The following is a 24,152-nucleotide window of genomic DNA, read 5'->3' as shown; positions in this document are numbered from 1 at the left end:
GCCTATGCCGCCACCAAGCTGGGGACCGATGGTCGGTCCCCGGAAACCGGCACCTTCACAGGTGTCATGAAGCAGGAGGAGAAGGGCGATGGACGAACGCCTTCCGCAATATCTGCATCGGCCGGTCCAGATTCTTTGGTTCGGATCGGACGAGTTCCTGCTCGCGACCTCGAGCGTTTTCGTGGCCGCGATCGTAGGCGGACTTGTCGGCTGGGCGCTCATCGCCGCCCTTCTCCTTTTCATCCCGTGGAAGCGGACCAAGCCCAGGGGCTATCTGCCTCATCTCGCCTGGCGCTGGGGCCTCGTGTCCTTCCCACACTATCCGGGTCCCACGCAGACCCGCTTCTTCGAGTAAGCACCATGGGCATCTTCAAGCGCAAGGAACCGGGCGGTGACCCGTTGCTGGGGAAGCCGGCAAGCTATGGCATCCATCGCTACCTGCAGGGCTCGGCGAACCTTTTCGAGGAGAATCGGCTGCTCAAGGTCGCGATCGCAGGGATGTTCGGTGTTACCGCGGTCCTGGGCGTGGTGATCTACACGACGAACCAGAATGCCCGCACCATCATCGTGCCGTTCGGCGCCACAGGCGATCTTCATGTCTCGGGGAACACGCCCTCGGAAGCGTATATCGTCTCGATGACGCGCAACATCGTGGCACTGTCGGGAACATGGTCGGCCTATTCGGCGGACCGGCAGTTCCAGGAGTTGCTCGGCCTCGTCCACCCGTCCGCTTACGGCGCAATGCGCGACAGCCTGAACGTCATCCTCGACGAACTCGCGAACAACCCAACGCTGTCGATCGCCACCTATATCCGGAACGATCAGCCGGTGCGGTGGACCGCCCATGAGATCGTCGTGCCGATCGAGAAGGTGCGCGTCATCGCCGGCGTGATCCGCAAATTCCGGGGCATTTTACGCATCGGCTACGGCATCGAAAATGGCCGCTTCTGGCTGACGCGTCTTTCCGAGGAGCAGTTCGATGCCGAAACCCACTGACTGCCGCGCGATGTGCGGCGCCCTGATGCTTCCCCTGCTCTTTCTGGCAGTGCCGGCGGCGGCGCAGACGATCCACGCGCTTCCCGAACAGACCAGTCATATTCGCCTGTCCAACCGCGACATCAATCATGTCGTGTGCGAGGGCGGCGAAATCGAGGACATCAAATTTTCCGCCGAGAAGGGTCTTGCGGTGGAGAAAGGCGGCCCGGACGCCTGGATCAAGTTCCTCGCCCGGGAGATCGACGATGCTGGCCAGGTGACGCGCACTTATGTGACGCAACCTTCTGAATTCTTCGTGCACTGCAACGGCGCCACCTATCCGCTTTATGCCGAGCCAGCCGAGATCCCGGCCCAGACGGTAGTGCTTGTGCCCGGCGCCCGGCAACGCGCCCAGACCAATAGCGAGTGGATGGCTGCGCTGGCCGATGAGGACCGCGCCGTTTCCATCACCATGGCGCTGCTGGACGATCGCATCCCCGCCTCGTTCAGCGAGGTCGCGCCATCTGCCGGCTCGCTCAGCATTGCGGCGGCGCCAGACCTGTCGATCACCGAACAACGCCGTATCGCCGTCGAGGGCGCCGGGCTTTCAGCTTCCCAATATCATGTGCGATCCACGGCCGCGGTGACGCTGGACGAGCGCCAGTTCGTCGATCCGGCGCTTGGGGAGCGTATCTTCTCGGTCACCCTGGACCGGGTCCGCCTCGAAGCCGGTGAAACGGCCCGACTGGTCGTCGTACGCAGGGGAGCCGGGCGATGAACGGCGACATGGACAAAGATCAGGCGGAAGGCCCCGAAAGCCTGTCGCCCTATCAGGCGCATCTTGCCGCGCAAAATGCACGCGACGAAGAGGCAGCCATGCGCCGTCCCGCCACGGCCTTGCTCGACTGGAAGGCGCTGTGGGGCAAGATGTCGGCGAAGCAAAAGCTGCGCGCGCGCCAGCTCCTGGTCGGCGTGGCAGTCGGTGCACTGGGGATCGGTCTCTATGTCGCTTCGGACAGAGAGGAGGAGATCAAGCCCGTCGATCCCGCCGCATCGCTCAACATGGGCGCAGGGCTGCGCGGCGACAGTCTCGAGGTGAAGCTGCGGGGCGACCTCAAGAAGGTCCTCGATGGCCAGCAGCTTCTGGGCGACAGGGTCAGCGCGATCGAGGAAGGCAAAGTCGTTCCAGGGTCACGCACGCCCAGCGGCAGAGCGCCGGGCGGTATCGATGGCGATCTCCCGCCTGCCCTGCCGGACAGTGTGCCCGCCCTTCCCTATCCCACGGAAACCGGCGACATCAGCGCGGATGCCGACAAGCTTCCTGCGCCGCCTACCGGTCCGGTTGCGCCGCCTGCTCCGCCCGCGCCGCCGGTGGAAAAAACGGTCGGCGCGATCGGGACAGCGACCGGTCAGGTCGTAGCCCAGGGCGCGGCCGACAATTCCGCCTCATCCAAAAAAAAGAAACGGACGATCTATTTACCGCCTGGTTTCATGAAAGCGCGGCTCCTGACCGGGATCGACGCGCTGGCGAGCCGGGACGCGACCAGTAATCCCGAACCCATCATCGCGCGGGTGCAGGCGCCCGCCGTCTTGCCCAATGAGGTGAAGGCCAATCTTGCCGGATGCTTCGTCGTCGGCAACGCCACCGGGAGTCTCGCCAAGGAACGGGTCGAGGTCCAGCTCGTGTCCCTCTCCTGCGTCGATTTCGACGAACATTCGATCGTCGATCAGCCGGTGAAGGGCTTCTTCGTCGATACCGATGGCAAGAAGGGCCTGTCGGGCAAGGTGGTGACGCGCGCCGGGGCGACCCTGGCGCGCGCGTTCATCGCGGGCACCATCAGCGGCATCTCGCAATCGGTCGAAAGCACCTTCGGCAACACCTCGACTTCGGCTCTGGGCACAGTGCGCACGCTTGATGCGGGCGACGCCGCCAAAACCGGGATCGCCGGCGGCCTATCGAAATCCTCGGATAAGCTCACCGACTTCTATCTCGATCTCGCTCGCCAGGCTGGTCCCATCGTCGAGGTGGGCGCCGCCAAGGATGTGGTCGTGGTGAAGCGCGCATTCCGTTCCGTTCGCTCCTGACCCGTTCGTTGAGCGTGGGCTCCTACCATAGGCCCGGCCCCCGCGACGCCCCCAGCCGCATGTGCGCAACCTTTACCCGCATCGACTTGCCGGCGATCTCCACATCCTCATGGCTCCAGTCGAACTGGTAGGCCTCGCCACGCTGGAACAGCATCGGAATAAGGCCGTCGTCCCGTCGCCGGCATCCCTGCGCCGCTCGATCTTCCACCGTGCGGCATAGCGGCGCACGGCATCGTAAGAACCCTCGAACCAAAGGCCAGCGCAGCTAAACCCTCACGCACCAGAAGGTCGTGGATACGGGTCATCCGAAGCCGGTCACACCGCCTGAATATCCAGACGGCTGTTTAAGCTATCGAAATGAGGCCCCCTTTTAGACGCCGATCAACCCCGCTAACGGGGTTCTTTCTGCACGCCGATCCACAACGTGTCCGCGCAACACTCGACAGCGATGCTGCGTTGACGATGCGATCGCTCGGCCTGTCGACGCGTATTCTGGTTGCGAGCCCCCAACTGGCCAGCCAAGTCGAAAGCATCGAGCAACTGGCCGCGCCCCCCACATTGGCAACGCATGACCCAGCGTACGATCTCGAATAGCATCTGGAAGCGGAAGACGACCGCAAGCAGGCGGGCGGGTGACGCCGCGCATGGGCTGTGCCGATATGGCGACCGTGCGCAACGCAGCCATTGGAGTCCTAGGCGTGGCGATCCCGCCCGATCATATCTGCCGCGAGCCGCTCCTCGCTGGAAGTCTGGTGCGCGTCTTGCCTACCGCCGGATGCACTGACGACGATGGCTGACGCTTCGATCGCGCTATTCATGATCGGGTGAAGCGCCAACGGTCAGCGTCGCTCTCGTCGGGGTCAAACCGATATCCGTCGCTGTCAAAACCGCGCATGGCTTCTACATCAGCGATATGATGTTCACACATCCATCGCGCCATCATGCCCCGGGCCTTTTTCGCATTGAAGCTTACAAAACGCGGACCGTCTGGACCCGGCTCCCGAAAGTCGACATGAATCACGCGCAAGCCTTCCAACCTGTTCTCGACCGCAGCGAAATATTCCTGGCTCGCCAGGTTAAGTACCACGCCTGATCCCTCTTCAGCCAATTGCGTGCGCAAAAGCGCGGCGATGCGGTCGCCCCACCAGTCGGTCAGCTTCTTATGGCGCGGTGCCCAGCGGGTCCCCATTTCCAGGCGATAGGGACGGATCGCATCCAACGGACGGAGCAGCCCATACAAGCCGGACAGCATTCGCACGTGATCCTGCGCAAATGCAACGCTGGGCTCATCCAGCGTGTCCACCTCGAAACCCGTATAGACATCACCGGCAAAGGCATAGAGCGCCTGCCTCTCAGGCAGGTCGGCAAAGTCGCGGAAGCGGTCCGCATTAAGCTTTGCGAGGCGCGGCGAGATATGCATTAGCTCCGACAGCCGCTTTTGCGAGAGGTTAGCGGCGGACCTGGCAAGGTCGTGCGCCTCGCCGGCAAAATGCGGCGTCGTGAGGGCAAGCGGCGGCAGCGCACGCTCAAAGTCGAGCGTCTTGGCAGGTGAGAGCAGAACGATCATGGCTCAGCCCGTAGCTGCGCCTGGCCTAAGCGTCAAACCGGGGATCTCCAGTCTTTCGGTGTCACCCAAAGCTCGACAGGCGCCACAAATTTGTCGGGAGCAGGCTTGCCCACATTTGCTCGATCGGCCGAAACGCCCTCCCCTGTTTCCAGATGAAACGTTGCCCAAGGCTTGGCCATGCGGCCGAAGGTCATCTTCTGAATGGGCTGGCCAGTTGTGGAATTCATACTGATTGCAACTATGCTCATCCAGCGCCCGTCAGCGACCTTCTCCCATGTGTACGCAACCGACCATATCGGTATGCCTTGTAACGACGCAGCATTGTCGTCCCTCCATGGCCGCGCAACGCGCAGTTCATCATCCTTAGAAGCAGACCCGATCAACATGCCCTTTCCCCTCGACGGGAAAAATTGTGTATTGAGGACCGCAGCATGACCCACGGGATATTATACAGCTTCCGCCGTTGCCCATATGCGATGCGAGCGCGCCTCGCTCTGGTGGCAAGTAGGACCTGCGTCGAACTGCGCGAAGTAAAGCTCTCCGCGAAGCCCGAAGCGATGCTCGCCGCCTCACCCAAGGGAACTGTCCCCGTGCTGATCCTGCCTGACGGCAGGATAATCGACCAAAGCATCGACATCATGCGCAGCGCATTGGCTAGGAATGATCCAGAGGACTGGCTGAACCGGGACGATCCAGAATTGATTGCGATGAATGACGGCCCCTTCAAACATGACCTCGATCGATATAAATATCCCGAGCGCCATGGTTCGGATGCCGTGTCCCATCGAGCCGCTGCGTTGACATTCCTGGAAAAGCTGGAACGCAGGCTTGCGACGAATTCATACCTGAGCGGCGCCAGATGGGGCATGACAGATGCAGCCATATTACCGTTCGTCCGTCAATTTGCTGCGGTCGATCAGGGTTGGTTCGATGCCCTTCCACTCCCGTCCCTCAAAACCTGGCTAAGCGAAGGCCTGGTATCGAAACTGTTTGCCACCATCATGTCGCGGGTACCGCCTTGGGTGCCGGAAGAGGCTCCAGTCTTCTTCCCCCCGCAGAAGGGATAGATCCGACCTCTTCGTCTTCCAAAGCGTGCGGAAACGACCCAAGTCAGCCAATTACAGATCAATTTTCGCGCTTTAGGTGCGGCTGCTGCCCAGCAATTTGGGCCATTGGACGGCATCCGGTCGCGACGGAGCCAGCTGCATCATCATAGCCAATCCCGACTTTACCGTATCCATTCGGTGAAGACCACTGACAGCCGAGGCGAGGCAGGGTTTTCCCGACGGACCCGATATCCGTCGCTTTTGTTTGTAGCGCGGTTTCAACAGAATGAGGTCACTGGCCACTTCCAAACGTGGCGGTATGCCTGATTGACGACAACTGAAGATGTCAGCTCGACGATCATATCAGTCGAGTTGACGAAGAAACTCCCTTGCGACCAGACGGCCGAGCGGGGAAGGTGTTTCCCGCACCGGCCGGCCGGCCGTCAGTCTCGCTCGCGAGGTCGCGTGCTGTGGCGCGGATGCGGCGCAACTCGGCCTCATGAGGCACGGGCACATGCTCGACCTGTCTGTCACTATTGGCCAGCTCAGCGCCCGATTGCTGCGCCGGTGATAGCATGGCGCCGGTCGCGCTGCAGCGGATCTTGCCGAAACGATAGAGCACCGACGGCGTCTTCGCGTCGATCAGGCTTCTGATCGAGCGCTCGACGCACGCACCGCCATCGGCACGGCGGATGGCGATGGTGGAAGACAGCGGCGCGGTGATGGTGAAATAGCCGCGATCATCGGCCACGGCATAGTCGGTCCCGGCCTCGATCCGCGCCTGTGCGGCGGGTGAACCGTCCTCCAGCAATATCTGGCCGAACAGGCTGATGACGCGCTGCGCCTCGAACCGCATCCGCACCACGTTGCCGGGATAGAGCGTCACCTTGCGCCGGGTACTGTCGATATCGAACTGCGGCGCGCCTTCCGGCTTCAGGCCGATCTGATATTCCCTGAAGGCGGTCAGCCCCAGCGCGACGCGGCGGCCCGGCTCGATATAGTCATAGGGCCGACCATCGACCGTGACGCGATAGCCGCCGGCCGCAAGCTGGTTGTCGTCATTTCCGTTCTGCGTCCCGCCGGAGGCTGCGCCCGCTGTTGTCGCGGCGTCCTCACGCGTGGGCGCGAAGGAAAGACGGTTGCGCCCGGAACCGCCAAGCCATGGGCTGTCTCCTCATGGAACAGCGCCGGAATGCCCAGCCGGGTGTTTTCGACGAGAAAGCGCTGCACCGCATTGACGAATGCGATCGTCTCATCAAGCGATCGGTAATGCTGCGTCTTGAAGCGAGCCGACCCGGCAGTATCGGACGGACGACCGATCTGGCCGATGCCATCAGCGATCACACTGGCCGCCTTGTCGGGCGCGAAATCGCCCTCAGCATTACAGATCGACGCCTTGCCGAACCAGAGACAACGCATCTGCGCCACTTTCTCCTCCAGCGTCATGCGCGCCAGCAGATCACGTACCCGGTCGGCGACCGGCAAGGCGGGATCGCGATAGGGCATAGCTGCCACCTGCGCGGCGAGCGCAGGCATCGCCGCCAGCATCGATCCCGCCATCAAGGCCCGCCGCGTCATGCGATAGTGCATCTCTCACCCCCTCCCTGTTCAGCCCATTTCCGGGCCATGTTCGCGCTACCATCGCGAGTTCGACGCACACGACCAAGAGGGCGAGAGCGTCATTTATCACTGGCGCGGCCTTTATGTTGGCTTGGCGCTGCAATCAGTCGATAGGTTACGCAGCCGACAGCATGGGAAGGACAGCAAAAGATGGATAAGGAAGACGGCAAGGGGCTGGCAAGCAGCGCGGCATCCTATCCCCGCGCAGTGCTGGACCTGTTCGACGCCTATGTTCACGGCGCGATCGATCGGCGCGGCTTCCTTCAGCAATGCGCGCTATATGTCGGCGGCACGGCGGCGGCGACCGCCACCCTGACCGCGCTCAGCCCGGATTTCGCGCGCGGTCAGGTCGTAAAACCCGACGACCAGCGCCTGGCCATCAGCCATGTCGATATTCCCTCACCGCAGGGCCATGGCAGGATCCGCGCCTATGTCGCGCGTCCCGCGGCCAAGCCCGGCAAGGCGTGGCCGGTCATCATCGTCGCGCATGAAAATCGCGGGCTGAACCCGCATATCGAGGATATCGCCCGGCGGCTGGCGCTCGACGGATTTCTCGCGGTGGCGCCCGACGCGCTCACCACATTGGGCGGCTATCCGGGCGACGAGGACAAGGCGCGCGCCGCCTTCGCCACGCTGGACCGGGCAAAGATAGGGGAGGATTTCGTCGCCGCCGCCACCCATGCACGGACGGTGGAGGGCAGCAACGGCGCGCTAGGCGCGGTCGGCTTCTGCTTCGGTGGCGGCATCGCCAATCTGCTGGCAACCCGTCTGCCCGATCTGCGCGCCGCCGTCCCTTTCTATGGCAGTCCCCCGCCGCTGGCCGATGTGCCCAAGATCAAGGCCGAACTGCTGATCCATTATGGCGGCAATGACGAGCGGACCAATGCCCGCTGGCCGGACTATGAGGCGGCGCTGAAACAGGCCGGCATCCGCTATCAGGCCTATATCTATGACGGCGCGGAACACGGCTTCAACAACGACACCACGCCGCGTTTCGACAAGGCGGCGGCCGATCTGGCCTGGAGCCGGACGCTTGCTCTGTTCAAGCGGACGCTTGGCTAAGGCGCGAAGCTGAAGCTGACCGGTTTGGGCGAGGTCGCCAACTGGCCGCTGTCGCGCAGTCGGCCGGTGCGGCGGTCGATGGCGAAGATGCTGACCCGGTCGGACTTTTCATTGGCGACCAGCAGCCAGCGGCCGTCGGGCGCGAAGGCAAAGCCCCATGGCACCTCGCCACCCGACCCGATACGCTGCACTAGCGACAACGTCCCCTTGCGCGAGTCGATCGCGTAGACGAGCAGGCTGTTTTCGCCCCTGTTGCCTGCATAGACGAAGCGGCCGTCGGCGCTGACCAATATTTCCGACGCGCTGCTGTCGCCCCTATGGTCGGGACTGTTGGTCGCGACCGTCTGCAAAAGGCTCAAATGCCCGGTTGATGCGTCCCAGCCGAAGGCCTGCACCTCGGCTGTCAGTTCATTGATCAGATAGAGGAACTTTCCGCCCGGATGAAAGGCGATGTGGCGCGGCCCGCTTCCGGATCGGGCGACGAAATGCCGCTCCTTGCCGGGCGCATCCGGGCGCAGTGCATGCGCTTTGCCGTCGAACGGATAGACGAGCAGCCGATCCGCTCCCAGATCCGCAGCCAGCACGAAATGGCCGGATGGGTCGATCGCCACGCTATGGGCGTGGGCTTTGGTCTGGCGTCGATGCGGACCGGAGCCGGTGGCGGCGACGTTCGATGCGGCCGGTCCAAGGCTGCCATCCTTCAGGATCGGGAAGGTCGCGACCGAGCCACCGGCATAGTTGGCCGCGATCAGCGTCATCGATCGAGGGTCGATCGCCAGATAGGTGGTGCCGCCGCCTCCGGCGTCGACCTCGTTCAACCTGGTCAGCGCGCCACTTTTCGGGTCGATGCGAAAGGCAAGGATGCTGCCGTTCTTCGATCCGTCATTCCCCTCCTCATTCACCGAATAGAGGACCGGCAAGCGCGGATGGCGGATGGTCCAGGTCGGGCGCGGGACGCTGGCGACCGGCCCTTCCATGGCGAGCGCGCCGCTTTTGGGGTCGAAGCGGCCAAGGCGGATTTCGGAGCCATGCATGCCGACATAGACGGGCAGGCTCCGTGCCGGTGCGGCCGCCAATGGCAGGAGTGGCGCGACAACGGCAGACAACGCCAGTCCCATGACAAAGCGTCGTGCGATCATTCGCTTGCTGTCCATGACGCGCGCCCTCTTCCTGTTTCTCATCACATCAGGTCATTCGCATGGCGCACCGTTCCATGGCTATAAGAAGCTGGGCGATGGCCATTGGAATGCGCTCATCGCATGGGCATTGGCTGTCGGCGCTCTCGACCTGCGTTCTGACGATTGATAGCGGCAGCGCTTATGGACGCCACCCGCCACCCCTTCGCCTATCGCGACTTCCGCTATTTCTGGACCGCGCGCATCTGCGCGATGCTGGCGCATAGCGGACTGGTGGTGGCGCTGGGCTGGGCCGTCTACGATGAAGCGCGACTGTCCATGGGTATTCGCGCCGCCGCCTTGCGACTGGGACTGATCGGCCTCGTGCAGTTCCTCCCGATCCTGCTGCTCATTCCGTTCACTGGCCTTGCCGCCGACCGGTTCGACCGACGCATGGTCGTGCGGGCGGCGCTTATCGGCCAGCTATTCTGCCCGGCGGCGCTGACTTTCCTGGCTTTCGGACCGGGGCAGAATCTCTATGCCCTCTATCTCGCCGCCGCCCTGTTCGCCGGCGCGCGCGCCTTTTATCAGCCGGCGATGAATGCCCTGCCGCCAGCCCTGGTCCCGCCCGGCACATTGCCGCAAGCGATCGCCGTGACGGCCATTGCCGGCAGGATCGGGGCCATCCTGGGTCCGGTGCTGGGCGGCTTTGCCTATGCGCTGGCGGAAGGATGGGCGTTCGCATTCAGCGCCACCCTTTTGCTGGTGGCGCTGCTTTTGCATCTGCAAATCCGCCCGATCTCGCAGAAGCCGCTGGCCGACCGGCGCGGTGCCATAGTGCAAATGATCGACGGATTTCGCTATGTGCTGACCAACCGGCTGCTGCTGGGCGCCATCAGCCTGGACATGTTCGCGGTGCTGCTGGGCGGCACTACGGCGATGCTGCCGATCTTCGCCCGCGACGTATTGGATATCGGCCCGGAGGGGCTGGGCCAGTTGCGCGCGGCGTCCTCGATCGGCGCGCTGGCGACGGCGATCTCGCTGTCCTGGCGGCCGGTGCGGGAGGATGTGGGTACGAAGATGCTCTTGTCGGTCGGCCTGTTTGGCCTTGCCACCATCGGTTTCGGCCTGTCACGCTCCATGCCGTTGTCGCTGCTCTGCCTGGCCGTCGCGGGCGCGGTGGACATGGTGTCGGTCTATATCCGCCAGTCGCTCACGCAGTTGGCGACGCCCGACGACAAGCGCGGCCGAGTCGGTGCGATTTCCAGCCTGTTCGTTGCCGGTTCCAACGAACTGGGCGAGATGGAATCGGGCATTGCCGCCGCGCTGCTTGGCCCGGTCGCGGCGGTGGTCGCGGGCGGCGCGTGCGCGATCGGCCTGGCGGCGCTCTGGGCGCGCCTCTTTCCAGAACTGCTACGCGCGCGCCGTTTCGACACGCTGCCGCCAGCCTGAAATCAGGTCAGGCGAATTCCAGTTCTGCCGGCACCGGCCGCTTCGGCCCGTTCATCACCCCATCGACATGGTTGCGCAACATGCGCAGAAAATCCGCATGCAGCCGCGTCGGCAACCAGTCGGCGCGGGTGGTCACGCCTATGACTGGGACGGGCGAAATCGGGCCGAAGGGAATGGCCGCCAGCCCCTGCCCTTCATGCTGCAATTCATAGGAGGTCATCAGCGTCAGCCGATCGCTGCCCGACAGCAGCGGCCGAATCACCGCCAGCGCCGAGGTGGAGATGGGTGCACGCACATCGGGATGACCGGCAAAGAGATGATCGAAACAGGCGCGACGACTGGAGCCGGCCGCACCGATCAGCCAGTCATGACGGCTAAGGTCGTCCCGCGTCACTGCACCCTTGCCGACCAGCGGATGTCCCTCGCGCGCGACGATCGAATAGGGCGTGTGCGCCAGTTCGATCGTTTCCAGATCCTCCGCATCCTCACGCGGCAGCAACCCGACAACGAAGTCGACATCTCCCGCGCGCAGGCTTTTCACCATTTCCACGGCGCTTTCATTGCGGATCACCACCTGCGCATGGGGTTCGCGCTGCATGAAGCTGTCCAGCATCGACGCCAGCAGCACGCTGCCACCCAACGGCATGGCTCCCACCACGATCGGCGCCGACGCGCCACCCTGCGCCGCGGCCAGTTCCTGCACGCCCCAGTCGATTTCCTGAAGGCAAAGCTTGAGCCGTCGTCCAAGCTCGATCCCGTCGGGCGTGGGAATGGTGCCGGCGGCGGTGCGGTAGAAAAGCGGCTTGCGGACATTGCTCTCCAGATCGCGCGCGGCGCGCTGGAGCGTGGCGGGCGACAGGCCCAGCACCTGCGCAGCCAGCGGGAACGACCCTTGCTCAACGATCGCGATCAGCGCGCGCACCTGCGAACGCAGCAGGCGGGCAAAGACGGTCCTTGCCCCGGCCGCGCCGCCATCGACCCCGAACTGCATCAGCGCATGCTCGAACTGGCTTATGAAGCGCGACACGCGGCGATAGAAAAGGTCGCCATTGGCGTTGAGATAGGAGCCGCTCGCCCGCCGCTCTACCAGCCGCGCCTCGACAAGCTGTTCCAGCTTGCTGAGCGATTGAGTTACCGCCGGTTGTGATAAGTTACAGTCCTCCGAAGCGCGTCGGACGCTCTCCAGCCGGCCCACCGATTCGAACAGCTTCAACTGGCGGAAACTGATCGCTTCCAGCTGCGATTGAGACACCATTTTTGCGCCCTTTCGATCCTCTCTATGATCAGAGGCCTATCATGATTTTTATACCTATTGAAAGTGTGAACAGGCAATTTGCAGACACGCCCCTGATTGAAAACAGGTCGCGGCTCTTTCGTAACCTGTGCGACCGCGTTGACTATTGGGTCGGCAAAGCGCTTCACCATGAACGTCAAAAGTGAGCGGGAGAGTCCCTGTGTCAAAGGTTAAGCTGAAAATCGCCGTTGCGGAGCATCCGCACACCTCCGCCATCCGCGACGGATCGATCCCGATCGAGGGCGTCAAGGCGGAGATCGTTACCGTCAAGCCGCAGATCGGCGCCTTCCGCCGCATGGTCCGCGATCTGGAATTCGACGTCTGCGAGATTGCGCCGACGACCTACATCATCGCCCGCGCCTATGGAAAGAAGTTCAAGGCGCTGCCGATCTTCGTCGTCCGCCGCTTTCACCATTCGGGCCTGCTGGTCCGCCCCGACGCCGGCATCGTCACGCCCAGGGATCTGGAAGGCAAGAAGGCGGGCGTGCGCGCCTATTCGGTCACGACGGGTGTGTGGACCCGTCAGGTTCTGATTGACGAATATGGCGTCGACAACAGCAAGATCAACTGGTTCGTCGATGACGAGGAGCATGTGCAGGAACTGAAGCTTCCCGCCAATGTCAGCCATGTCGCGGCTGGCGACAGCCTGGCCAACATGATGGCGCGCGGCGACATCATCGCGGGCTTCGACGCCGCGGCGGGCATCGGCCGCACGGGCGCGCCGACCGGCGGCTGGCAGGAAGTGGAGGCCAATTATCCCGACCTCTTCCCCGATGCCGAGGAACTGGAGGCGGACTATTATGCCCGCACCGGCGTCTATCCGATGCACGGCACCATCGTCGTCAAGGACAGCGTTCTGGAGGAGCATCCCTGGGTCGCCCGCTCCATCTACGACGCCTTCTCCAAGGCGAAGGACGATTGGGTCGCCAAGCTCAACAGCGGCGAGGCCACCGGCGCCGGCGCGGACAAATATCGCAAGCTCCAGGCGATCGTCGGCCCCGATCCCCTGCCCTATGGCATCGAGGCGAACCGCGCGACCATCGAAGCGCTAGAAAAGACTGCCTTCGACCAGGGCCTGACCCCGCGTCGGATGAGCATGGACGAACTATTCGTCGATCCCGAACAGGTACCGGCGCTCACCGCCTGATCCAGTTACCGGGCGGGCGGAGAGCGCTGTCCGTCCGGACCAACTCTTATCCGGTCCAGCCCCAATTCAATGCCATGGTCGCCCGCTGCAGGGCGTAAGCCGGGCATGACCACGGAGACATAGATGATTATCGATTGCCACGGCCATTTCACCACCGTGCCCCAGTCCTTCCGCGATTGGCGGAGCAAGCAGGTGGCGGCGGCCAACGACCCGGTGAACGCCCCCAAAGTATCGGACTGCATCGTCACCGATGACGACATTCGTGAGGGCGTGGGCAATGGCCAGCTCAAGCTGCAGCAGGAGCGCGGCAGCGACCTGACGCTGTTCTCGCCGATCGCGGGCCTGATGAGCCATCATCTGGGCAATGAGCGCACCAGCCTGGAATGGGCGACGATCAGCAACGATCTCGTCCGCCGGGTGTGCGACATCTATCCCGACAATTTCGTACCGGTGGGCATGCTGCCGCAGTCGCCACTCGCACCACCCAAGAACTCGATCCCCGAACTCAGGCGCATGGTCAACGAACTGGGCTTCGTTGGCGTCAATGTGAACCCCGATCCAACCGGCGGCTACTGGACCGGAAAACCCTTTACCGACAAGGAATGGTATCCGCTGTTCGAAGCGATCTGCGAGTTGGACGTGCCGGCGATGGCCCATGTCGCGGCCAGCTGCAACCCGAACTTCCACGGCACCGGCGCCCATTATCTGAACGCCGACACGTCGGTCTTCATGCAGATCCTGCAATCGGACCTGTTTACCGATTTCCCGACCCTGCGCCTCATCATCCCGCATGGCGGCGGCGCGGTGCCCTATCACTGGGGCCGCTATCGCGGCATGAGCCTGGAGATCGCCAAGCGCCCGCTCGAAGGACTGCTCGACAATATCTATTTCGACACCTGCGTCTATCATCATCCCGGCGTCGAGCTGCTGACCAAGGTGGTGCCGACGTCGAACGTGCTGTTCGGTTCGGAAATGATCGGAGCAGTCCGGGGCAAAGATCCGAATACCGGCCATTATTTCGACGACACCAAGCGCTACATCGACGCCTGCGAGGCGCTGAGCGACGCCGATCGCCAGGCGATCTTCGAGGATAATGCCCGCCGTGTCTATCCGCGCCTCGACGCGCATCTGAAAGCCAAGGGGCTGTAAGACATGACCGTCATCGACATTCACCCGCACATCATTTCCGACGATGCCGAGCGCTATCCGCCCGCGCCTTTGTTCGGCAAACGGTCCGACTGGTCGCAGGAACGCCCCTGCACCGTCGCCTCGCTGATCGCAGCGATGGACGAGGCCGGCGTCGACAAGGCGGCCGTCGTTCATTCGTCGACCACCTATGGCTTCGACAACAGCTATGTCGTCGACGGCTGCAACCAGTTTCCCGACCGGCTGATCGCGGTCGGATCGGTCGACGTCGCCGCCGACGATGCGGTGCCGGTGATCCGCGGCTGGGTCGACAAGGGGCTGAAGGGGCTGCGCATCTTTACCGGCGGGTCGACCAAGGATTTCGACCCGACCGAACTGGAAAACCCCGCCGCCTATCCCGCCTGGGAAGTGCTGGGCGAATTGGGTGTCCCCATGTGCATCCAGACCGGCCCGATCGGCTTGCCGCAGGTGACGGACCTGGCCAGGCGCTTCCCCAAGGTCAACATCATCCTCGACCATCTCGGCCGCCCGGACGTGCTGGACGGCCCGCCCTATGCCAATGCCGACAGCCTGTTCGCGCTGGCCGACATCCCCAACATCTATCTGAAGCTCACGCCGCGTATCTTCGACGACGCGACGAAGGAAAAGGCCTCGGCGGAGACTTTCTTCCCCAGGGTCGCGGCCGCCTTCGGCGCGAACCGCATGGCCTGGGGGTCGAATTTCCCGACCTCGCCTGGCACGCTCGCCGAAATCCTCGCGACCGCCCGCGCCGGTTTGGCTTCGCTGAGCGCAGCGGATCAGGAATGGATTTTCTCGAAAACCGCACAAACGCTCTATCCCGCCCTGGCGGACTGAAGCATTCATAAGAAGGCCGCAGGAGAGGCTATATGGCATCGTCAACCCTATCGAAGGACGCAGCTGCCACACCGGCGACCAGTGCGCCGATCCTCTCCCCGGCCGCGCGATGGCTGGTGCTGTTCCTGCTCGCGACCGGCGTTCTGATCGCCTTCGTGGACCGGACCAGCATCTCCTCGGCGCTGGCCGATCCACCCTTCATCAAGCATTTCGGTCTGTCGGATCTGGATCGCGGCTGGCTCAACTCCGCCTTCTTCTGGTCCTATGGCCTGGTCCAGATTCCGATGGGCTGGCTGGTCGACCGCTATGGCGTGAAGGTGCCCTATACCATCTGCTTCGTCCTCTGGTGCCTCGCCACGGCGGCGATCGGGCTGGTGGATGCCTTCGCGACCCTGCTGATGATGCGCCTCATCATTGGCGCAGCCGAGGCAATCGTGATGCCGGCCAGCTATCGCTGGATCAAGAATAATTTCAGCGAGCGGCAGAATGGCACAGCGGTCGGCATCTTCGCCATGGGAAACAAGTTCGGTCCGGCGATCGGTGCCCCGGTCGCAGCCTGGCTGATCGTCAACTATGACTGGCGGATGATGTTCATCCTGACGGGCGTCGCCGGTTTCATCTGGCTGATCCCCTGGATGCTGATCGTTCGCAACGACTGGCCCACGGTAGAGGAGCGCGCCACCGCGAAGAAAAAGGCATCGGCGGTGACGATGGGCGCGATCCTGCGCAGCCCGCTGGTCTGGGGCGCGATGATCGTCAATTTCTGCTACGGCTATTTCACCTTCTACTGCATGACCTGGATGCCAGCCTATCTGGTGGAGGAACGCGGCCTGTCGCTGAAGGAGTCCGGCCTCTACACTTTCTTCAGTTTCGCCGGCATCGCCATCGTCGCGGTCATCGCGGGCTGGACCGCCGACAAGATGATCGAGCGCGGCGGCGATCCGGTGTTCGTGCGCAAGGCGTTCGTTATCGCCGGCTTCATCGGGGCGTGCACCGTCATGCTGGGCGCTTACGCCCCCAGCCTGTCGATGGCGCTGTTCTGGAACGTCTTCTCGCTCTCCTTCCTGGGCCTTGCGACAGCGAATAATCTGGCGCTCTGCCGCCTGACTTTGATCCCCAAGCCGGCGATCGGACTGGTGACAGGCGTGCAGCAGGTGGCGACTTCCCTCGCCGGCGGGGTCGCGGCCAGCCTGTCGGGATGGCTGCTTCATGTCAGCGGCGGATATGACCTGCCGATGCTGGTGATCTTCGCCTTCCTGATCATCGGCGCGGCGGCGACATGGATCCTGCTCCGCCCGCAATGGGCGCCCAAGGTCGCGGAATAAGCAATCGCATCGGGCCTGCTTTGGATTGGCCCGGCAAAAGCGCGGCCCATAGGCTGCAGCTCACAAGACAGAGGTTCATATGGCAAAGATCGTTTTCGGAATGGCGGTGCCGCACAGCGGGATGCTGGGGCAGAAGCCGGAGGATTGGCTGAAAAATGGCGACCGGGATCGCAACAATCCCGAACTCTGGTTTCAGAACCGGACCTGGACATATCCCGAACTGGAGGCCCATCGCGGCGCGGCGTTCGAGCCGTTCCTGACCATCGAGGAGCGCACCAAGCGTGCCGCCAAATGCCGCGCCGCGCTGGACGAGATGGCCGAGGCCTACAAGGCCGCGAAGATCGACGTCGCGATCGTGCTAGGCAAGGATCAGAAGGAAATCTGGCCCGACCAGTCGCCCTCCATCACCATCTATACCGGGCAGGACGTGCATAATGGCCCGCCCCAACGCGCAGTCTACGCTCCCGACCATCATGTCGTGCATCAGGCCTATCCTGACCTTGCCACCTACCTCATCAAGACCTTCCAGAAGGAAGGCTTCGACCTTAACGACCTGCAAGCCTGGCCTGAAAATGTGTGGATGGAGAAAAATCAGGGGCGCAAAGCCGACTATCCGGTCGTGCCGCACGCCTACAGCTTCGTCTATCACCAGATCATGGGCGACGATGTTCCGCCCCATGTGCCGGTGCTGTTCAACCTCTTCTACCCGCCGACGCAGCCATCCATGGCGCGCTGCATCGAGTTCGGCCGCGTGCTGCGCGACGCGATCGAGGCCTGGCCGGAGGATGTGCGCGTCGCCGTGATCGCCAGCGGCGGCCTGTCGCACTTCGTCAACGACGAAGCATTCGACCGCGACGTCATGGGGAAGCTCGCCGCCTATGATTATGAGGGCCTCGCCGCGATCCCGGACGGCTATTATCAGTCGGGCACCTCGGAAGTGAAGATCTACTCGATCGTCATGATGGCGCTCCAGCATACCGGCGCGCAGATGACATTGGTGGATTATGTCCCCTGCTGGCGCACGGCGGCCGGCACCGGCGAGGGTATGGGCTTCATGTATTGGAACGCGCCCGAATAAGCGGCGCGATTCCCCCTTCATTCAGACAAGAACGGACGAACATCATGACCGACACGCGCCTCAACGGCGTCATCCGCGCCTTCGAAGCCGGCAAGCCCGCCTTCACCTGCTTTGCCAAGGTGGACAAGCTGATCGCGCAGGAAATGACCGACGCCCCCTATGACGGCGTGGTCTTCGAAATGGAGCATAATCCCTATGACGTCGCCGCGCTGGGGGACGCGCTGCAATATATGCTCAATCGCAAGAAGATCGCGGAAACCGGATCGGTCGCGCCGTCGGTGACGCCGCTGGCTCGCATCCCGGCCAATGGCGGCGAGATGAACCAGTTCCAGGCCAAGCAGGTGCTGGACCGCGGCGTCTATGGCGTCATCACGCCGCATGTCTCGACCGTCGACCATGCCTGGAATGCGGTCGCTTCGTGCCGCTACGCTAAGCCGACCGGCGCTGCCTATTATGAGCCGAAGGGTATTCGCGGCGACGGCCCGGCGACCGCCGCGCGCTACTGGGGGCTGAGCCAGGCCGACTATTACGCCAAGGCGGACGTCTGGCCGCTGGTGCCCCATGGCGAAATCCTGGTCGGCATGATGTGCGAAAGCCCCGAAGCGATCGAGAATCTGGACGACATCCTGTCCAATGTGCTGGGCATTGGCCTTGTCCTGATCGGCGAAGGCGATCTCAGCCAGGCGCTGGGCTATCCGCGCCAATATGAGCATCCCGAAGTCGTCGGCGCGATGAACAGGATCGTCGAGGTCTGCAAGAAGCATGATGTCGTCGTCGGCAATCCGCACACCAACGCCAAGAATGTCGAACGGCTGATCGGCGAAGGCTATCGCTTCCTCATGTCCGCCCCATCGCGCAGCTATGGCGTGGTGGGTCAGGGTCGCGAACTGGCGGGCTATTGACATGAACGGCGCGGAAAGCCTCGTCGAAACGCTCGTCGATCAGGGCGTCGACATCTGTTTCGCCAATCCCGGCACGTCGGAAATGCATTTCCTGGCAGCGCTGGAAAATCCCCGGATGAAAAGCGTGCTCTGCCTGTTCGAGGGGATCGCGACGGGCGCGGCCGATGGCTGGTATCGGATGAAGGACAGGCCCGCCTCCACCCTGCTCCATCTGGGGCCGGGGCTGGCGAACGGCCTTGCCAACATCCACAATGCCAAGCGCGCCTCGTCCGGCATGGTCAACATCATCGGCGAACATTCACTGTCGCATCTGCGCTATGATCCACCGCTCCAGTCGGACATCGAGGGGCTGGCCCGCCCCTTGAGCCACTGGGTCCGCCGCGCCGACAGCGCCTCGACCATCGCCTGGGACGCGGCGCAGGCCGTGGCGGCGGCGTCCGAACATCCCGGCAAGATCGCCACGCTGATCCTGCCCGGCGACACCAGCTGGCAGCAGGCGCAGGGCAAGGTCGTGCTTCCCAAAATCGCACAGACCCGTCCCGCGCCCGCCGCTGCGCGGATCGACCATATCGCGCAGATATTGAAGTCCGGCGAACCCACGCTCATCATCCTGGGCAACAAGGCGACCCGCGGGAAGGCGCTGGACCTCGCCGGCAAGGTGGCCGCCGCCACCGGCGCGCGCCTCGGCTCGCAATTCTTCACCGCCCGGATCGAGCGCGGCGCGGGCCGCACCCCGATCGAGCGCATCCCCTATGCCGTGCCGCAGGCCATGGCCTTCCTCGACGGCTTCAAGCATATCGTCACGGTCGAAACCCGCGAGCCGGTCGCCTTCTTCGCCTATCCTGACAAGCCGAGCCTGATGAAGCGCGAGGGCACGATCGTCCACCCGCTGGTCGAGGAGCATGAGGATAGCGAAGCCGCGTTCGACATGCTGCTCGACGCGCTGGGCGCCACCCATGCCGCGCCGATCGTCCAGCAGCGGATCGAGACGGCGGCGCCCAGCGGTGCGCTAAATCCCTTGAGCATCGCCCATGCGCTGGCGGTTTCCCTGCCCGAAAACTGCATATTGGTCGATGAATCGCTGACCACTGGCCGGGAATCCATGGGCCACACCATGGGCGCGGTGCCGCACGACCTCATCAACAATATGGGTGGCTCCATCGGCTATGGCACGCCGGTCGCCACCGGGGCGGCGCTCGCCTGCCCGGACCGACGGGTCTTCTGCATGGTGGGCGACGGCAGCGCCATGTACACGATCCAGTCGTTGTGGACCCAGGCCCGCGAGGGGCTGAACATCACCACCATCATCTTCGCCAACCGCAGCTACGCCATATTGAAGGCCGAATATGCCAATATGGGCGCGGGCCAGCCGGGCGCGCAGGCGATGGCGATGATCGACATCGACCGTCCCACCATCGACTGGGTCGCCATGGCGAAAAGCATGGGCGTGCCGGCGCTGGCCGTGGAGACGGCCGAGGATTTCACCAGGGCGATGCGGAACTCGGCGCGCGAGCCGGGACCGTCGCTGATCGAAGTCAGGCTCTAAAGCAACAAGGGGTAGAGGAATATGGCGACCACCGCCGACGAGGTGCTGACTCTGCGCACCAACCTGGCCGAATATCCGGTGACGAAGGCGATCCGCGACGGACGCGTCACCTCCGACATCGTGACGCTCGACTGCTGCGGGCCGGACCCGGCGCAAAACGGGTTCAAGGACATGGTCCGCCGCAACCTGTATGACGCGGGCGAACTGGCGATCGTCACCTATTTGCAGGCGAAATGCTACGGCAAGCCCTATGTGCTGCTGCCCGCGCCGGTTTCCGGCCGGTTCCAGCATCATTGCGCCGGCTTCAACCGCGAGCTTGGCCATCTCGATCCGAAGGACATTGAGGGCCGCCAGGTCGGCGTGCGCACCTATGCCCAGACCACCGGCCTGTGGGTGCGCGGCATATTGCAGCATGAATATGGTGTGGACCTGAACAAGGTCACATGGATGACCGTGGGCGAAGGGCATCTGGAGGAATATAGCGATCCCGCCAACTGCGTGCCGCTGCCCAAAGGCTCCGACATCGGCCAGATGATGCTGGACGGCGAACTGGCCGCCACGCTCCAGGGCGTCGACCTGCCCAAGGATCCGCGCGTCGAGCGGCTGGTGCCCGATCCCTTCAACGCCGCGAAGGACTGGTTCGCGCGTGAGGGCGTGGTGCCGATCAACCATATCTTCGTCGTCCATCAGGATGTTGCGAAGAACCGGCCCGACGTCGTGCGCGACATCTATCGCATGGTCGGCGAAAGCCGCGACCTGACCGAAGGCGGCCTGCCCGATCCCTTCCCGCCCATGGGCGTCGAAGCCAACCGCAAGGGCCTGCAACTCGCAATCGACTGGGCGTTCGAACAGAAGATCATCCCGCGCAAACTGAGCGTCGACGAACTGTTCGACGATGTCACGGGCGCGCTGGGATAACGATCGCGACAAGGCGGCAGGAATCGATAGTCTTCTGCCGCCTTTCTTATAAGTCACAGACCGACACATCTTCTAAATAACATAAGCAATTCCAGTAGAACGGAATTGATCATAACAGCGCACCATGGGGAGGACACATCATGCGCCGCTGCACCTTTTCAATAACCGCTCTTCGGGGCGGGCTTTCCGGCATGGCGATCGCAATCGCCATGCCGGCTGTCGCCCAGACCACTGAACCGCCCGCGGCCACGGACGGCGTTTCCGATATCATCGTCACTGCGCAAAAGCGCACCGAAAACGCCCAGAATGTTGCTGTCGCGATCACCGCGCTCAGCACGCAGGATATTGCCGCATCCGGGGTCACGAGCACGGAAGATCTGCGTGCCGCCGTTCCTTCGCTCAACGTCACCACCGCGGCGGGCGGCTTCGGCCTGCCCCGCATCCGCGGCGTCGGCGCCACCGGCCAGGGCGCGGGCATCGAAAACCCGGTCGCCGTCTATGTCGACGGCGTCTATTATGGCTCCGCCATCGGCGCTCTCCAGTCGCTGTTCGACGTCGAGCAAGTGGCCGTGCTGAAAGGCCCACAGGGCACCCTGTTCGGCCGCAACGCGACCGGCGGCCTGATCCAGATCACGACGCGCAAGCCCAGCTACGATTATACTGCGTCCGCCCGTTTCGGTTACGGCAATTACGATACGGTCAGCGCCGCCGCCTTCGTTTCGGGCGGCCTTGCCCCCACCCTCGCCTTCAGCCTGGCTGGCCAGTATGAAAATCGCGGCGACGGCTATGGCAAAAATGTCTATACCGGCAAAGATATCCAGACCGATCGCACCTATTCGCTGCGCGGCAAATTGCTCTGGGAACCGAGCGATGCCACGTCCATCACCCTGTCGGGCGACTATTTCGGCCGTCAGGCCGCGGATCCGGCATTCGTCACCTTCAGCCGCAACAGTGCGGGGCAGGACGTACCTGCCGTCATCGCATCACTGGGCGGCGATCCGCAGCGCGACATCTATTCGGACTTCGATCCGACCCTGCGCGGCAGCCAGAAAGGCGCCAGCCTGACCATCGATCAGGAACTGGGCGGCGTGAACCTGCGCAGCATCACCGCCTACCGCAAGACGAAGCTACGGACCTTCTTCGATCCCGACGGCACGGTCCAGCCACGCCTGCGCATCGACAACAATAACCGCGACAAGCAGTTCACACAGGAAATCGACCTGATTTCCGACAATGATGGCCCATTCAACTGGGTTATCGGCGGCTTCTACATGAAGAGCAGCGCCGGCCAATATCCGGGCCGTACCACTGGTCTCACCACTTTCGGCGGCAATGGCTATTCCGACGACTTCACCGACATTGGGCTGGAATCCATTGCGGGCTTCGCCGACGGTACCTACAAGCTGAGCGAGAATACGAAGATCACCGCCGGCATCCGCTATACTTATGACCAGCGCGACATCGATGCCCAGCGCGTCGCCTATAACGGCAACACCGGCGTCACGACGACGACCGAATATGATGCGGCAAAGCGCAGCTTCAAGAAGCTGACCTGGCGCCTGTCGGTCGACCATCGCTTCTCACCCGAAGTCATGGCCTATGCCAGTTACAATCGGGGTTTCCGCAGCGGCACTTTCGTGCCCCAGATCGCTACGCCCTTCAACGTGCTGGAACCGGAAGTCGTCGATGCCTATGAAGTAGGCCTGAAGACCGACCTGTTCGATCGCAAGGTGCGCCTCAACGTCGCCGGCTATTATTATGACCAGTCGGCGGTGCAGGTGATTCAGGTGATCGCTGGCGTCAACAATGTCTATAATGCGCGCAAAGGCGCCCGCATCTATGGCGTGGATGCCGACCTGACTTGGCAGGTGAGCGACAATCTGCGCCTGTTCGGCGGCTTCAACTGGACAGATGCGCGCTACAATTCGTTCACCGACGCGATCATCTCCATCCCCTACCCGGTAGGGGCGGGTTTCACACCGTCCGCCTATAGCTATGTCGACAGCAAGACCGGCGCGACCGTCGCCAATACGAGCTGCCTTGGCACCTTCGGCGCGCCCACGGCCCAGCTCGGCGGCAACTGCCTGTTGCGCGGCGATGCTTCGGGCAACAAGCTGCAAAACACGCCCGACATCACCTTCAGCCTTGGCGGCAGTCTGGATATTCCGACCAGCGCCGGCACTTTCACCCTCACGGGCAATTATTATTATAATGATGGCTTCGTCGCGACCGCCGACGAACGGGTGAAGCAGGCGAGCTACAACACGGTCGACGCCTCGATCACCTGGAAGGAGCCGGGCGACAAATTCTATGTCCGCCTGTGGGGCAAGAATCTGACCGACGCCTTCTACCGCAGCCAGATCAGCGCCACCAACAGCGGCGACAATGGCTATGCCGGCGCGCCGCGCACCTATGGCGTAACGCTGGGCTTCGATTACTGACCAAGGCTGAACGGGTCGCACGGAAGCCCCGCCGGTTCATGCCGGCGGGGCTTTTCTTTGTGGGAGGATGGGGAGCGGAGTGGCGTCAGTTGACCGACCTTCCGCCGGAGGGGAAACTGCAAAAGGGGTGGGAAGCGGAATGGCGGATTATCTCGCGTGACTATATGGCAGGCGATATAAATTAAGCGTCATGCCAGCGAAGGCTGGCATCTCAGGGCGTGGTGCGCGACAGTTGGGTATGGCGCGAGGCGGTTGCACTTACATTATGACCAACAAGCCGAGAGGCGTGCTCTATATCGGGGATACTGCTGAGCTTGCGGCGCGTATCGAGCAGCATCGCAGCGGGACTGGCTCGGCCTTTTGTAGGAAATATGGCCTGACGCGCCTCGTTCTGGTGGAAATGCATGATGACATCACATTGGCCATTGCTCGCGAAAAGGCGCTCAAGGCATGGAAGCGAGACTGGAAAATCCGACTGATTGAGGAGAGCAATCCCGATTGGCTGGATATAATGCATCTTATTCTATGACCGCCTGAGACCCCAGCCTTCGCTGGGGTGACGGGTGTGGAATGGCCGC

24 protein-coding genes and 1 pseudogene are annotated in these 24,152 nt (G+C 63.0%); 18 read left to right on the top strand and 7 right to left on the bottom strand.

Annotated features, from left to right (window positions below; all coding sequences use genetic code 11):
* The first annotated feature begins 88 nt into the window (after positions 1–88).
* The 4 genes from DM806_RS22630 to DM806_RS22615 are packed head-to-tail and all read left to right on the top strand — an operon-like array spanning position 89 to position 3,060.
* Positions 89–355, top strand: coding sequence for a type IV conjugative transfer system protein TraL (locus tag DM806_RS22630; protein WP_066764200.1), 267 nt, complete (start codon positions 89–91; stop codon positions 353–355).
* A 5-nt stretch (positions 356–360) separates the two neighbouring features.
* On the top strand, positions 361–996 hold the full coding sequence (locus DM806_RS22625; protein ID WP_179045420.1) for a TraE/TraK family type IV conjugative transfer system protein: 636 nt from the start codon (positions 361–363) through the stop codon (positions 994–996).
* Positions 980–1,753, top strand: coding sequence for a type-F conjugative transfer system secretin TraK (locus tag DM806_RS22620; RefSeq protein WP_372859716.1), 774 nt, complete (start codon positions 980–982; stop codon positions 1,751–1,753). Before DM806_RS22625 ends, DM806_RS22620 begins: the two co-directional genes overlap by 17 nt.
* Positions 1,750–3,060: a TraB/VirB10 family protein gene (locus DM806_RS22615; protein ID WP_179045419.1), complete on the top strand. Its 1,311-nt coding sequence runs from the start codon at positions 1,750–1,752 to the stop codon at positions 3,058–3,060. Before DM806_RS22620 ends, DM806_RS22615 begins: the two co-directional genes overlap by 4 nt.
* A 34-nt stretch (positions 3,061–3,094) precedes the next feature.
* Here the strand turns inward: DM806_RS22615 and DM806_RS22610 are convergent.
* From DM806_RS22610 to DM806_RS22600, 3 genes and pseudogenes are all read right to left on the bottom strand, one after another.
* Positions 3,095–3,383 (bottom strand): annotated as a pseudogene (locus DM806_RS22610) (IS21 family transposase); the annotation flags it as partial.
* A 491-nt stretch (positions 3,384–3,874) separates the two neighbouring features.
* Positions 3,875–4,627, bottom strand: coding sequence for a peroxide stress protein YaaA (gene yaaA / locus DM806_RS22605; RefSeq protein WP_179045418.1), 753 nt, complete (start codon positions 4,625–4,627; stop codon positions 3,875–3,877).
* Between the two features lie 32 nt (positions 4,628–4,659).
* Positions 4,660–4,875, bottom strand: a complete 216-nt coding sequence (locus tag DM806_RS22600; RefSeq protein WP_179045444.1) for a hypothetical protein — start codon at positions 4,873–4,875, stop codon at positions 4,660–4,662.
* A 183-nt stretch (positions 4,876–5,058) separates the two neighbouring features.
* Here DM806_RS22600 and DM806_RS22595 point away from each other — a divergent pair, with 183 nt between their 5' ends.
* Entirely contained in the window at positions 5,059–5,694 is a 636-nt protein-coding gene (locus DM806_RS22595; protein ID WP_179045417.1) for a glutathione S-transferase, read from the top strand.
* Between the two features lie 337 nt (positions 5,695–6,031).
* Here DM806_RS22595 and DM806_RS22590 read toward each other — a convergent pair whose 3' ends face one another.
* Both DM806_RS22590 and DM806_RS22585 read right to left on the bottom strand, forming a co-directional pair.
* Positions 6,032–6,559, bottom strand: a complete 528-nt coding sequence (locus DM806_RS22590) for a CS1-pili formation C-terminal domain-containing protein (RefSeq protein ID WP_179045416.1) — start codon at positions 6,557–6,559, stop codon at positions 6,032–6,034.
* A gap of 77 nt (positions 6,560–6,636) precedes the next feature.
* Positions 6,637–7,263, bottom strand: a complete 627-nt coding sequence (locus DM806_RS22585; protein ID WP_179045415.1) for a glycoside hydrolase family 3 N-terminal domain-containing protein — start codon at positions 7,261–7,263, stop codon at positions 6,637–6,639.
* Between the two features lie 180 nt (positions 7,264–7,443).
* Here DM806_RS22585 and DM806_RS22580 point away from each other — a divergent pair, with 180 nt between their 5' ends.
* The gene (locus tag DM806_RS22580; protein ID WP_179045414.1) at positions 7,444–8,355 is read left to right on the top strand and encodes a dienelactone hydrolase family protein; all 912 of its coding nucleotides are present in this window, start codon (positions 7,444–7,446) and stop codon (positions 8,353–8,355) included.
* Here DM806_RS22580 and DM806_RS22575 read toward each other — a convergent pair.
* Positions 8,352–9,509 carry a lactonase family protein gene (locus DM806_RS22575; RefSeq protein WP_218647614.1) on the bottom strand — a complete coding sequence of 386 codons (1,158 nt, stop codon included), beginning with the start codon at positions 9,507–9,509 and terminating at the stop codon, positions 8,352–8,354. The genes DM806_RS22580 and DM806_RS22575 overlap by 4 nt on opposite strands.
* Between DM806_RS22575 and DM806_RS22570 the strand changes: the two genes are divergently transcribed.
* Positions 9,508–9,660 (top strand): hypothetical protein, encoded by a 153-nt coding sequence (locus DM806_RS22570; protein WP_179045413.1) that lies wholly within the window; start codon positions 9,508–9,510, stop codon positions 9,658–9,660. The genes DM806_RS22575 and DM806_RS22570 overlap by 2 nt on opposite strands.
* Positions 9,661–9,674: 14 nt before the next feature.
* Positions 9,675–10,922, top strand: coding sequence for an MFS transporter (locus tag DM806_RS22565; protein WP_179045412.1), 1,248 nt, complete (start codon positions 9,675–9,677; stop codon positions 10,920–10,922).
* 7 nt (positions 10,923–10,929) lie between these two features.
* Here the strand turns inward: DM806_RS22565 and DM806_RS22560 are convergent, their stop codons facing one another.
* Positions 10,930–12,177 carry a LysR family transcriptional regulator gene (locus DM806_RS22560; protein ID WP_179045411.1) on the bottom strand — a complete coding sequence of 416 codons (1,248 nt, stop codon included), beginning with the start codon at positions 12,175–12,177 and terminating at the stop codon, positions 10,930–10,932.
* A gap of 199 nt (positions 12,178–12,376) precedes the next feature.
* Here DM806_RS22560 and DM806_RS22555 point away from each other — a divergent pair, with 199 nt between their 5' ends.
* The 10 genes from DM806_RS22555 (at position 12,377) to DM806_RS22510 (ending at position 24,103) form a co-directional block, all read left to right on the top strand.
* Positions 12,377–13,363, top strand: coding sequence for a PhnD/SsuA/transferrin family substrate-binding protein (locus tag DM806_RS22555; RefSeq protein WP_179045410.1), 987 nt, complete (start codon positions 12,377–12,379; stop codon positions 13,361–13,363).
* A gap of 123 nt (positions 13,364–13,486) precedes the next feature.
* A complete protein-coding gene (locus tag DM806_RS22550; RefSeq protein ID WP_179045409.1) occupies positions 13,487–14,512 on the top strand; it encodes an amidohydrolase family protein in 1,026 nt (341 codons plus the stop codon).
* Positions 14,513–14,515: 3 nt separating this feature from the next.
* Positions 14,516–15,364, top strand: coding sequence for an amidohydrolase family protein (locus tag DM806_RS22545; protein ID WP_179045408.1), 849 nt, complete (start codon positions 14,516–14,518; stop codon positions 15,362–15,364).
* A gap of 32 nt (positions 15,365–15,396) precedes the next feature.
* The gene (locus DM806_RS22540) at positions 15,397–16,689 is read left to right on the top strand and encodes an MFS transporter (RefSeq protein ID WP_179045407.1); all 1,293 of its coding nucleotides are present in this window, start codon (positions 15,397–15,399) and stop codon (positions 16,687–16,689) included.
* A gap of 79 nt (positions 16,690–16,768) precedes the next feature.
* Complete coding sequence (locus DM806_RS22535) at positions 16,769–17,767, top strand: protocatechuate 3,4-dioxygenase (RefSeq protein WP_179045406.1); 999 nt, start codon at positions 16,769–16,771, stop codon at positions 17,765–17,767.
* A 44-nt stretch (positions 17,768–17,811) separates the two neighbouring features.
* Positions 17,812–18,669, top strand: coding sequence for an HpcH/HpaI aldolase family protein (locus DM806_RS22530; RefSeq protein ID WP_179045405.1), 858 nt, complete (start codon positions 17,812–17,814; stop codon positions 18,667–18,669).
* A 1-nt stretch (position 18,670) separates the two neighbouring features.
* A complete protein-coding gene (locus tag DM806_RS22525) occupies positions 18,671–20,215 on the top strand; it encodes an acetolactate synthase large subunit (protein WP_179045404.1) in 1,545 nt (514 codons plus the stop codon).
* 21 nt (positions 20,216–20,236) lie between these two features.
* The gene (locus tag DM806_RS22520; RefSeq protein ID WP_179045403.1) at positions 20,237–21,133 is read left to right on the top strand and encodes a phosphate ABC transporter substrate-binding protein; all 897 of its coding nucleotides are present in this window, start codon (positions 20,237–20,239) and stop codon (positions 21,131–21,133) included.
* A 191-nt stretch (positions 21,134–21,324) separates the two neighbouring features.
* Positions 21,325–23,574 carry a TonB-dependent receptor gene (locus tag DM806_RS22515; protein WP_179045402.1) on the top strand — a complete coding sequence of 750 codons (2,250 nt, stop codon included), beginning with the start codon at positions 21,325–21,327 and terminating at the stop codon, positions 23,572–23,574.
* A 238-nt stretch (positions 23,575–23,812) separates the two neighbouring features.
* Positions 23,813–24,103 (top strand): GIY-YIG nuclease family protein, encoded by a 291-nt coding sequence (locus DM806_RS22510; RefSeq protein WP_179041560.1) that lies wholly within the window; start codon positions 23,813–23,815, stop codon positions 24,101–24,103.
* Positions 24,104–24,152: the final 49 nt, after the last annotated feature.

The sequence above is a fragment of the Sphingobium lactosutens genome (genome assembly GCF_013393185.1).
Lineage (GTDB): Bacteria > Pseudomonadota > Alphaproteobacteria > Sphingomonadales > Sphingomonadaceae > Sphingobium > Sphingobium lactosutens_A.
This window is presented reverse-complemented; position numbering and strand designations above follow the sequence as displayed.